7 protein-coding genes and 1 tRNA gene are annotated in these 10,832 nt (G+C 59.1%); 3 read left to right on the top strand and 5 right to left on the bottom strand.

Annotation, left to right across the window (positions count from 1 at the left end; all coding sequences use genetic code 11):
* Positions 1-89 precede the first annotated feature (89 nt).
* Genes SAS01S_RS10190 through SAS01S_RS10175 form a run of 4 tightly spaced genes read right to left on the bottom strand, consistent with a single transcriptional unit; the run spans position 90 to position 5,048 of the window.
* On the bottom strand, positions 90-1,253 hold the full coding sequence (locus tag SAS01S_RS10190) for a hypothetical protein (protein ID WP_157082766.1): 1,164 nt from the start codon (positions 1,251-1,253) through the stop codon (positions 90-92).
* A 43-nt stretch (positions 1,254-1,296) separates the two neighbouring features.
* Entirely contained in the window at positions 1,297-2,877 is a 1,581-nt protein-coding gene (locus tag SAS01S_RS10185) for an MBOAT family O-acyltransferase (protein WP_066807578.1), read from the bottom strand.
* Positions 2,877-4,775 (bottom strand): HAD-IIIC family phosphatase, encoded by a 1,899-nt coding sequence (locus tag SAS01S_RS10180; protein ID WP_066807577.1) that lies wholly within the window; start codon positions 4,773-4,775, stop codon positions 2,877-2,879. Before SAS01S_RS10180 ends, SAS01S_RS10185 begins: the two co-directional genes overlap by 1 nt.
* Before the next feature lie 33 nt (positions 4,776-4,808).
* Positions 4,809-5,048 carry an acyl carrier protein gene (locus tag SAS01S_RS10175; RefSeq protein WP_066807576.1) on the bottom strand — a complete coding sequence of 80 codons (240 nt, stop codon included), beginning with the start codon at positions 5,046-5,048 and terminating at the stop codon, positions 4,809-4,811.
* A gap of 223 nt (positions 5,049-5,271) precedes the next feature.
* Between SAS01S_RS10175 and SAS01S_RS22785 the strand changes: the two genes are divergently transcribed.
* From SAS01S_RS22785 to SAS01S_RS10160, 3 genes are all read left to right on the top strand, one after another.
* Positions 5,272-5,739: a VOC family protein gene (locus SAS01S_RS22785; protein ID WP_066807575.1), complete on the top strand. Its 468-nt coding sequence runs from the start codon at positions 5,272-5,274 to the stop codon at positions 5,737-5,739.
* Positions 5,740-5,748: 9 nt separating this feature from the next.
* Positions 5,749-6,684, top strand: a complete 936-nt coding sequence (locus SAS01S_RS10165) for a class I SAM-dependent methyltransferase (RefSeq protein WP_066807574.1) — start codon at positions 5,749-5,751, stop codon at positions 6,682-6,684.
* A 655-nt stretch (positions 6,685-7,339) separates the two neighbouring features.
* Positions 7,340-10,183 (top strand): hypothetical protein, encoded by a 2,844-nt coding sequence (locus SAS01S_RS10160; RefSeq protein WP_066807573.1) that lies wholly within the window; start codon positions 7,340-7,342, stop codon positions 10,181-10,183.
* Positions 10,184-10,696: 513 nt separating this feature from the next.
* On the opposite strand, the gene SAS01S_RS10155 is transcribed toward SAS01S_RS10160, so the two are convergent.
* Positions 10,697-10,772 (bottom strand) — tRNA-Glu (locus SAS01S_RS10155).
* Between the last annotated feature and the right edge of the window lie 60 nt (positions 10,773-10,832).

Genomic DNA, 10,832 nt, shown 5'->3' with positions numbered 1-10,832 from the left:
GGTCGCTGATCACGTTCCCGAGGCGTCGGCAGACGCTCCACAACCACGCCGATCAAAGCGAGATGGAATCCATTTCGCTCGTTTGCGGATCAGCCTTGTCCCGGCGCGCGCCATCCCGCGACCGACCGGACCCGCGCCGCCATCTCGCCCGGATATCGGTCAACATTGTCAATGGTGAGCCGAAACCGACCGCTATCGATATCACGCAGCAGCCGCGCCATTGCGTCACTCCGTATAAGATGAACGGAGTCGCGATAATTTTCGAGATGACTGGCAATTGCCGTATCGAGGTCTGTGGCGTTGACCCGTACAGCGCTCAACTTGGCCACCACCACGGCGCGGAAGATACATTGGTGGAAATGGACCAGTTGAAGATATCGAGCGCCATTTCCCCACGAACCGAAAAAGACATCGTTCTTCTGCCAGTTCCAGTAAGTCTGGTATGGCATCGGGGGGAAAAATATATCGACCGTGACGCCTTGCACCTGCGCCTCACGACCCACCGGTAACAGGACATCGCGAATAAAGGTGAAGGAATCGCACGGCGGTAACGTGCGCGGTGCGGTAAAGATGTCCGGAGCTGGCCGGCTTACCGCATCATCCAGCGTCATTAGCAAATCAGGCTTATCGATCAGCGATTGAGTATCGGCCGAATTGGATCGCAGCGAGCGCCATTCCGGAGAGTCATAAGTGCCGTCGATGATCCGGTGGATCGACGCCTGAACCGTGGGCGTTTTGAAATCGGGCATGTCGAACCACCGTGCGTTGAGCACCGATAACGCCGTACGGCCAGTAACAAAAGTCGCGCCATCGTTCCGCATCTGACTATGATCGACATCGATCAGTAATCGTCGTAGGCCCGGCGTGCGGACCAATTGGCGCAATACTGGCCCCGTGTCGCGCGGCGTCGGCAGGCTGTACGATAAGTTGGCAACGCGCTTATAGTTCAGCGTGTCCGCAATCAGGCGCGACGGAAACGGCATCGACGTCGAACCACCGAACATGATCGCTTCGTGCTGCTCGGAAGAAAAGGCCTTGATCAGGTTCGGCGTCTCGTCCTGAGGATAGACCCCTTCCGCGTTTCGAGGAGCCATACCCCAAGGACGTACGTCATACGGATCGACAACAAGCGCCACTACGCACATCAACAGCCCACCGACGAAGGGCAGCAATGCTATCGGCAGGAACAAGGGCAACGCGGCCAGCTTGCCGATCGGGCCACGATAATTGCTTCGGGGTGAGCCATAGGCCACCCGCCCGATAATCGCCTGGATCGCTGGGATTAGAGGCCGCAAGTCAATAAACCTGATACACAAACGGAGTCACAGTCGCCATTTCATGCATTGCGAGCATGGCGAGCGCGAACAGCAATCCCGCCCAAATTATATTGGGTCGCCACTTGAATGCGAACCAGCGCGGGGTCGTCGATGGATTGACGAATGAACGGATGGCGGGGCGATATCGGCCTAGCATCTCGTATACATTCGGGGCGAGGCCCGCGATCGCAAACGACAAGACTAGCCGAATCACCGACATCTTATCAAATGGCAAGACGGCGCCCTGGGGCACAGTTGCCGTCGAGCCGAGGCTTTGTAGGATATCGACGAACACAGCGAGCGTAGGGGATCGAAACAGCGCGAAAGTGAGCACAAGCAAAGGGATAGCGATGATCGCTCCGGCAAGTTTGCGGCGCCACTCAGGAATCGTTTTGCGCTTCTTTTTCCACCATCTGGCACTGCGAAACTCGGTCTCGATAACATACCATGTGCCGTGGATCAGTCCGAACACTACGAACGTGAGGCGCGGTCCATGCCACAGGCCGATCACGGTAAAGTTTATGATTAGCGGCAGCCAAAGGGACGGCAGTTTAGCGGCAATACCCTTGAGCCGCCACCTCGCTGCGTAGCGAGTTCCGGCGATCGACAAGGGAGAGAAAAGGAAACGCGAAATTACGCGAGTTAAGGTCATGTGCCAGCGACGATAAAAGTCGATAATTCCAGTAGCGCGCAGGGGCGAATCGAAGTTCATTGGCAGGCGAACACCGATCATCCGCGCCACGCCAATTGCCATGTCCGAATAGCCGGAAAAATCGAAATAAAGTTGTACGTAATAGGCTGCGAGCGCTCCAGCTGCCCGAGCGCTCGTCGTGGCGCCGGTCCGTGCGACATCCAAATAGACTGGATCCACCCAATCCTCGCCTAAAGCGTCGGCCAGGAAGAACTTCTTGAACATGCCCACGATGAGCAAGGTCAGGCCGATTGAAATGTCGATTGCGCGCAACTTTCCGAACGAACGGCGCGCGATCTGTGGAAGAATTTCCGTCAGATACGCAATGGGCCCGATCATCAAATTGGGGAACATTGACGCGAAGCCGAGATAGCGAAGCGGTGGGTCCGCTCGCGATGGCCGTTCGCCTTTGGGCGGCGACTGCAACCCCAAGGCCGTTGCTTTGCAAGCGGTGAAGGCGTCAAGCAGGGCGACCGAGCGCTGGAAGGTCAGGAATGACAGCGTCGTCGGGATCGCCACGCTCAGCCCTAACGACAACGGCCCGATGCCGGGCATCCATTGCAGCCAGACCGAATATTTTGCCAGCACGAGCAGCGCGAGGTTGAACACGATGCCCACCGCCAGCATCGCCCGGCCCCACCGGCCGCCAATTCTAGCGCGTATGATTGCCATCAGTAGGGCGTAGTTGATCGCCAAACTGATCGTCGTGGCAATCAGGAATCCTAATCCCTGCGACGCCGTAAACAACAGCGATGACGCGACCAATACCAGCAGTGCCCCGCGGGGCCCGCCAATCCGGCCGCCAAGCGCAAACAACGCTAGGAAGATCGGCAGAAACGCAAACAGGAAGATAGGATAAACGAGGCTCACTATGCGCCTTTGGTCGCAAAGGGCAGCTGGCGCGGCGCAATATCGTCCAAATTCAATCGATAGCTGCGGCCACCGTTTTTCTGTTCGGCGATCAATTCAAAGCCCAGCGTATCGAACATTTCGCGAACCATGCGGTTCTTATCGGTCGGCAGATAGTGCGCGTAAAGACGCCGTCGGCCAGCATTGCGCACCTGCGTGACCAACGCTTCGAGCATGCCTTCTTCAACTCGTCGCCCCAGTACACGGCAGCTCATCAGCCATGTATCGATGTCATAAGCCTCCGGGTCGCTGTCATGCGGTCGGGCGATGACGACTCCGATCATCCCGAAATCACTGAACTTGTCTTGCAATCGTGCCTGAAGCGTAAGCGCGGCGGGATCCCGCTCGAACGACCGCACGTCGGCCTCGGTGTAGCGGCGGGTCGTTAGGTTGAACTGGTTCGACTTATTAATCAGCTGCGCGATCCGTGCGCGGCCTGGCTCGTCAAACGCGCGAACGTCGAGCGTCATCTCGAGCGCGCGTAAATATTCGCCGAGATCGCGCACCTGCTGCTTGACCTCGGCGCGGCGAGCGTTGGACAGATAGCTGTCCGCACGCGTGGCGTCCTCCTGCGAATATGCAACCGCCTCGAAATACCCCGCGCTCGTCAAATAGAGGGGGTAGTAGGCTGGGTCGGCCGGGAGTTCGGGAACTGCGACCATCGGCAACGCGGCCCTGACTTGCGCGCGCTCGGCGCTATTGTCGTCAAGAAACACAAGAGCATCCAGACCGATATCAAGCGAGGCTGCGATCGCCTCAAGATTGCTCGGTTTGTCCGCCCAATTAGCCTGGAAGACGGCGATGTCGCTCTCGCGCAGCGCCATATCGGGATGCTCGAGGAACGGTCCGCGCGCGATCTCGTCATAATTCTTGGAACAAATCGCCAGGATAACGCCGCGCCGCTTCATCTCGAGGGCCATTTGCTGGACGGCAAGAAAGCTCTCACCCTCTGCATTGCCGGGGCCGATATTGATTCCGGCCAATCCGTCGTCGCCGATCACCCCGCCCCACAACGTGTTATCGCAATCGAGCACGAGGCATTTGCGCACCCTGCCGCGGAGCGCTCCTAATTGGCGTGCGATCAGATCCGCGACGAGCGGGACGCATTCGGCTGCAAAGGGCATTTTGTAGAGGCCCCAGACCACGGGGTCGAACCATGTCGCCGTTCCGACCTGCTCCGCCGCCGCCGCAATGTCGAGAACAAGAGCGCCACATTCCGGCGCCATCACGCGGAGCAACAGGTTGAACGCGGCGATTTGCGCCTTACGCGTTCCCGCGACGCTAGCATCCAACCCGCCGAACAGGCTTTCAGGAGGCACGGCAAGGTTGCTTACGATGATTTGGCCGGTGCGATCGGCGAGCGCGCGCAATACCGTGACGACCCGATCGATCGCGTGATCGACGCGCTCACGCGCGGCGTCAGCGCTGGGTTCGAACCGATCTAGCCCGAGCCACCGGTGGTCGAAATGGACCAAGACAGCGTCGGGGCGTTTAGCGAATATCTCCGAGCTGTCATCGAATGCGGTTTGGATAATTTGATCAAACTCGGCAACGACAACCTCGAGCGCGACGCCATGCCTAGCGCCGGCAGCAGGCAGCGCCGTAGCGACGGCGTCGACCGTGCCGGAAGAAAGCAAGGCGAGGCGGAAGGGCGAAAGCGGCGCCAACGAGATGCCGCGCTTGACCAGGTTTTGCTGGACGTTGGTGAATGATAACGCCTGGGCGGAGTTCAGTCGATGCGTCGCAAGTTGGGCCAGCGCGCTGCCATGTCCGTTCTCAAGGTCGGCCACGCGCTTCACTCGAGCGCGAAAATCCGCCGGCGGCTCGGTCAGCCACGGCATTTTCAGGGGCGCAAACATAGCCTTGTGTCCTAGTCGATGCTTGGCGGCTTATTAAAGCTTCGTCCGGACCAGTGCCACGAGCTCCCCAACATTCTTTAGCGACGTTATTTCGGACGTCTGAAAGCGGATGCCGAATGCCTCTTCGACCCCGATCATGACCCGTACATGCGCCAGACTATCCCAGCCCTCGACCGAACTCGCCAAGGTCGACATGTTCAGGACGATGTCGTCCTCGTCCAACTGATCGCGAATGATCTCGGTTAATTTAGCCAGAATTTCATCGTCGGACATGCAATTTTACATCCCATCACTCGACGTTCCGCAAAGCAAGGCAGAAACGGCATCCTGCTCGGCGGCAAGTCGCGGTTCACGGCGGCCGTCTTCCGCACTGCCGGTCGCAGCGCGGACAGGCGGGGTCACTATAGTTCAACCCAAACATTGGCAATGGCGAAGACGATGGCTGGATTCACCTGCTTGCTTGCCTGCCACAGAAGGTGCCTTTAAGGCGATCGCAATGGCCCTCGCCCTTCCGTCAGAATGGACATTCGACCACATTGGCGTCGTGGTGAAATCGCTTTCCAAGGGGCAGTCGCACTTCACTCATACCCTGGGAGCAGAATGGTGGACCGACCCGCTCGTCGATCAGGTCAACGGCGTCGCCCTGCAGTTTTGCCGCGATCAGTCGGGCATCGTGTACGAATTGCTCAGCCCAATGGGTGCCGACAGCCCGATCGCCAGTGCGCTGGCCGGGCGCAAGAACCTGCTCAATCACGTAGCCTATCGCGTATCCGATTTGACAGCCAGTGCCGCACACCTGCGCGCGGCCGGGTCGATGCCTACCGCTGAACCTAAAATGGCGGTTGCCTTTGGCGGCGCGCTCATCCAGTTCTTCGTTACGCCGATCAACACCATTATCGAACTTATCGAAGCACCAGAATTCACCCACGAATTCAGATGCCGCGCCCAGGTTGATCTTCTATAGGATTATGACATGACCGACAGCGTTTATCCGTCGATCGAGATATTGAAGGATAGGATCACGCATCGCTGGCCCGAGCATGCGACCTTTATTGCCCGCAGCTTTACCCATCGGGACGCGAAGACGATGAGGGTGGGAGAGCAGCTTGCCGGCCTGATCCTGAAGCTTGCTGCGACCGAACCTGGCGGCATCGATAAGTTGAGCGACGATTATCGCTACCTGTGCGAGGAGATCGTTCTGCCCGAGGAAGTGTATTTTCGTCGCAACGGACGCTATCGAGTGTCCAACTTCGCCGACGCAAATGCGGAATGCTACGCGAACGCGCCTTTCATGTCTCGCTACATGAACGGCCTGCTGCTGTCGAACGTCATCTGGGCAAACCACGCCGAGGCGTTCGCCAGTTTCGTCAACGACTATCTTCCGCGGCTGGATGCCGGTGCGCGGCATCTCGAAATTGGACCTGGGCACGGCCTGTTCTTATTCTTCGCTGCAGGCGCTGCCAACGTCGGATCGGTGACAGGGTGGGACATCAGCCCGACCAGCATCGAAAAGACCCGCCACGCGCTGAACGTTCTTGGCGCTCCGCGTCGGCCGACGCTCAAGTTGCGCGATCTGTTTGACGCCAGCGCTGAGGGCGAGCACGAACAGTTCGAAAGCATTGCGATGAGCGAGATACTGGAGCATCTCGAAGACCCCGCCGCGGCGTTGCGCGCTGCGGGACAGCACCTGACGCCGGAAGGGCTGATTTTCGTCAACGTACCCGCCAATAGCCCCGCACCCGACCATATCTATTTGTTTGAAGGACTCGATCACGCCGCCGAGGTCATGGAGAGCGCCGGATTCAAGGTCATCCATTCTGTCGATTTCCCGATGTCGGGCACCACCATCGAGCGTGCGCGCAAGCACAAGCTTGCCGTATCCTGTCTGTTGACCGGTAAGCGTTGTTAATCAGCCAACGCCGCAATCTGTATCTTCGCCCGTCCGGCTAAATCGCCCCAGCAGGAAGATCACGCCGCTTCGCCCCCCTTTAGCAGTCCCCTCACCCAATAGCTGCCCCACCCAAGCTCGGTGCGCGGACCAAGAGCCGTGATATCGCTGTCATCTGCCCGCCCCCAATCTCACATTGGCGCGGGCGTCGCCAATATGAGAACTTCGAGGCGCTAGGCCGATAGTTTAGGAAAGATTTGTCTCCTAAACAAACCACCGAACAGCGTTTGCGCCCGTTATTGGGGGGAGCGGACGGGCCCGCAATTCGGCTAGCGTGGGTCCGAGCGCGGTCACTAGGTCGGAAAAACCCCGCGCTCCCATGCCGCCCTGGCGCCGGGCGCAGCTGGAGCCAGCCCCTGTCGGTTTCCCTCACCGCCACAACGCCATCACTTTTCGCAAGCGGTCCCCATTTACATGTTGGGAATAAACGTTCAGCTTCGAAATACTGACGCAACGCCCGCGACGGTTCAAAAATAGCAGTCCAAGTCAAATCGCCATTTTTTCGGCGTTTTGATGACCCGTGTCTACTTAAGATCGGCAGCCGGCATGTCCCCGCTGCCGAGACGACGCCGCGCGCCTGCTAATCAGTCTATGTGCTACAATATAGGAGCGACAGATGGTTGCCAATCTCGTGGATCTCACAAGAATCTATTCAACCACAACTGGAACCGGGACAATCACGCTGGGGGCGGCAATCCCCGGGTACCGCGGCAGCACGGCCCTCGCCGACGGCCTGACCTATTCTTATTCGATCCAGCAGGGATCGGCGTACGAATATGGCCGTGGCACCTACAGTGCAGCAGGCCAGACCTTCACGCGTTCTCCGATCGGATCGTCGGCGGTGGGCAACGCGCCCATCAGCCTCGCTGCCAACGCTGAAGTGGCATTCGAGCCTCTTGCCGAGGACCTGCCTCTCGGGCTGACCTCGCCCAAATCTCTGGCCGGCAATGGCACGATCGACGATCGCGGCGCCATCGCGGCCTGGGACACGTTCCTCGGCTCCGGCAAGGATTTCTGGTTACCGGCCGGCACTTACCGTATCGCGAGCAACCTCACCATCACCAACCGCGTTCGCTTTGCTCGCGGCGCGGTAGTCAAGCCGGACGCCGGCGTCACCGTCACCTTTTCGGGCGGTGTCGACGCGGACCCCGTCACCACGGTTTTCGACGTGTCGAATAGCGGCGCCTACTGCTGGGCCCTGTCGGGCTCTCTGAGCCAATTTAGCTGGGGTGCAATCGGCAACGGCATTGCCGACGACCATTACGCCTTCCAAATGTTGGCCGACAACCAGCTCTATTTCCAGCATGCGCCAATCCGGCCCTTGCCCGGCACGCACCTGTGGGCGTCTGGCATCATCCTCAATTATGGTTCTGCGGGCGCGGGTGATTTTCGTTCGGTCCCGTGGCTTGGGCCGGCCACCAAATATGGTGGCGGCGGCACTTTTGGCGGTCTTTCGATCACTTACACCGGCTGGGAAAATGCCATCGAAGTGACCGGTTGCCGCGGTTTCATTTTCGAACGCACGTCACTCAAGGGCAATTTCTACAACTGGATTTTGAACAATTATCTCGGCAACGGCTCGGTGATTCCGACGCTCGATCCGTGCTTGCCCGAGAACTGGTTACCAAGCGGCGCCAATCCGCTAGTGCTCAGCCGATTCAAAATGAACGCGGGCATCCATATCGATCCGCGCTGCGGCACCAAGCCGACCGCCACTGCCTGGGCGCCGAACACCGTCTACAATTTTGGCGTAAGCGTCACGAATGGCGGCAACCTCTACGTCAACTATGCCTGGAATCCTGGCAACCTTAGCTGGTCGACCAGCGCTGCGTCGGGTGGTCCCACCGGCACGGGCTCCGCGATCATTACCGACGGCACGTGCCGTTGGCTCTATGCTGGTCCGGATACCACTTCGATAGCCTATACCGACGTCAGCTATCCCGCCTATTCGGGCGGCTCGACACAATATAACAAGCCGCTCAGCAGCCGCGCCACGATCCGCGATGCGGAAGTGGTGGGCTTCGGTTGCAACGTTGCGGTCAAGGGATGCAACGCTTCGTCGAACGGTGACTACATTGCCCTCGAAAACACGCTCTGCACCTATTCGCCCTTCCCCTGGAGTTGGGGCAACATCGAAGCGCGACTGTTCAAGGCCGACCTCGCATTGCTCACCCAATGCTTCTGTGCGGTGTCCAGTTGCGTCGTTGGTCAGCAAAGCGGTTTCGCGCAAGTATCGCTCAGGAATTGCGAGATCGGCAGTAGTCAGCAGATGGTCTGCTTCCCCCAATCGTCTGCCGGCGGCTCGATCGTGCTCGACAATTGCTACGGCGAGGTCTGCAACCGTGTCGGTGACGTATGGAGCCCCGGTCCCAGCGGCGTCGGGCTCAAGGTGGGAGGCGGCAATTTCAGCTTCTATCATGAAGCCTGGAAGCGCATCCCCAATAATATCGTCAACGTGGATGGGGTGTGCCTCGAGATCAGCGCGATGGCGAGGTTCGTCTATATGCGCTCGCCGTTGGTGATCAAGGGCGACCCAAATCTTTGCCGGATCGACGCGGAAATTTCCTCGCCGATGTGGATGTCGGAGATGACCGACGGTCAACCGATCACGCCGATCACCGTTGGCGAAGCCATCATGCTTCGCTCGACCCACGGTGTCGTGTTTCTGAACAAGGATCAGGGACCCTGGGAGGGGCATTTGCGCGACAGCTGGGCCTATAGCGTTACCAACGGTGCCGGCCGTGCCACGTACAATGTCGGCTCCCACGCCATATCGGATATCAACAGCCCGATTCCGTTCTGCGCGAAAACAGCGTCGGGGAGCTATCGAAACGGCAACTATCCGCTGACCGTCGCGCTCGGCGGTTATGCGGCCGGCTTGGCCGGCAATTCGTCGGTAACCAGCTTTTCCGAGACAGGTCGTATCGCCACGATCACCCTCTCGGGCAGCCCCAACGCCGGAACGGCGGCCAACCTCGGGTACGACAAGGGAAGTGTTGTCTATCATTATCAGACCAATTCCCTCTTCGTCGTCACCGATCGTGCCGGCGCGACGTTGACCGCGAAGCGATTGAACGACTGGTATACGAGCGGCGGACCAGTCAGTACGATCGACAGCGTGGGCACAGGCGCCTGGTATTTCGTTCCCTGCGGCCATTTCGTCCCACCGGTCGGGTATGAATTTACCTACACGGCTGGCTCGCCCGCGGTTACCTTCGCTCGACCCGATGGCGCGGCCACGGCCATCACCGACTTCAAGGTGACCGTTGCCGGAACTGACTATTACGCGGTGAAGGCATGTTATGATGCCGCGGACGCTTTGGCCCCAGTTCTGGCGACCAACACGGCCATCGCGACGTCGCCAACACCTGTGAACGGGTCGTTCTCGTTCACCGGCGCCGCGCGACGATCGACCACCGAGCGCGCCGGCCTGTGGCTTGTGCCGAGGCCGCCCATGTGACCTGAATGGTCGTTCATCATTTAGAATCAAAATGTGACGGCTATTTCTAAGACCATTTTGAGGCTGGGCGGCGATGCCGCCCAGCCTCTCCTATTCTTCCGAGCGCCGAACGCGGCAAAAAATGCTGCGCCACAAATTGGCACTCCACGCGGATATGCGAGATTTTAAGGTACTCTCCGCGCAGCCGCTCAGGTGCAAACCTCTCCATCAGTCCTATACCGGTGTTGCGCAGCACCTCCGCTTCGGATGAAGGTGTTGTGCCGTTCGGCGAGATTTCGTGGCGCTTTAACATCGCCCGGTTTCGTAAAGCCACCTACTTCAGGACGGACTGCTCGATTTGACGCCGCGCGCCCAGTGCGCGCGCCGTGAGAGCGCGACCATGGTGGTAAGCCGCCCATTGATCGAGAAATTCGTCCACCGGGATCCAGAATCTATCGGGCGCGCCCATGAACGACATATTGACGATGTTCTCGGTTTATTCCGCACCGTTCACAGCTAAGTCATTGAAAACGCTGGTGACCCCTACGGGAATCGAACCCGTGTTTTCGCCGTGAGAGGGCGACGTCCTAGACCGCTAGACGAAGGGGCCGGCGGTAACGCGAAGCGGCGCCTCTAGGGGCGTTGCCGCGATGCGTCAAGGTGATTGAGC

This window comes from Sphingomonas asaccharolytica NBRC 15499, assembly GCF_001598355.1.
Lineage (GTDB): Bacteria > Pseudomonadota > Alphaproteobacteria > Sphingomonadales > Sphingomonadaceae > Sphingomonas > Sphingomonas asaccharolytica.
The sequence above is the reverse complement of the archived record's forward strand: the minus strand, read 5'-3'. Positions and strand labels throughout refer to the sequence as shown.

Bases quoted from the DNA above. Each gene is read 5' to 3' on its own strand.
- SAS01S_RS10175 (WP_066807576.1), bottom strand. From the start codon at position 5,048: ATGTCCGACGATGAAATTCTGGCTAAATTAACCGAGATCATTCGCGAT.
- SAS01S_RS22785 (WP_066807575.1), top strand. From the start codon at position 5,272: ATGGCCCTCGCCCTTCCGTCAGAATGGACATTCGACCACATTGGCGTC.
- SAS01S_RS10160 (WP_066807573.1), top strand. From the start codon at position 7,340: ATGGTTGCCAATCTCGTGGATCTCACAAGAATCTATTCAACCACAACT.
- SAS01S_RS10180 (WP_066807577.1), bottom strand. From the start codon at position 4,775: ATGTTTGCGCCCCTGAAAATGCCGTGGCTGACCGAGCCGCCGGCGGAT.
- SAS01S_RS10165 (WP_066807574.1), top strand. From the start codon at position 5,749: ATGACCGACAGCGTTTATCCGTCGATCGAGATATTGAAGGATAGGATC.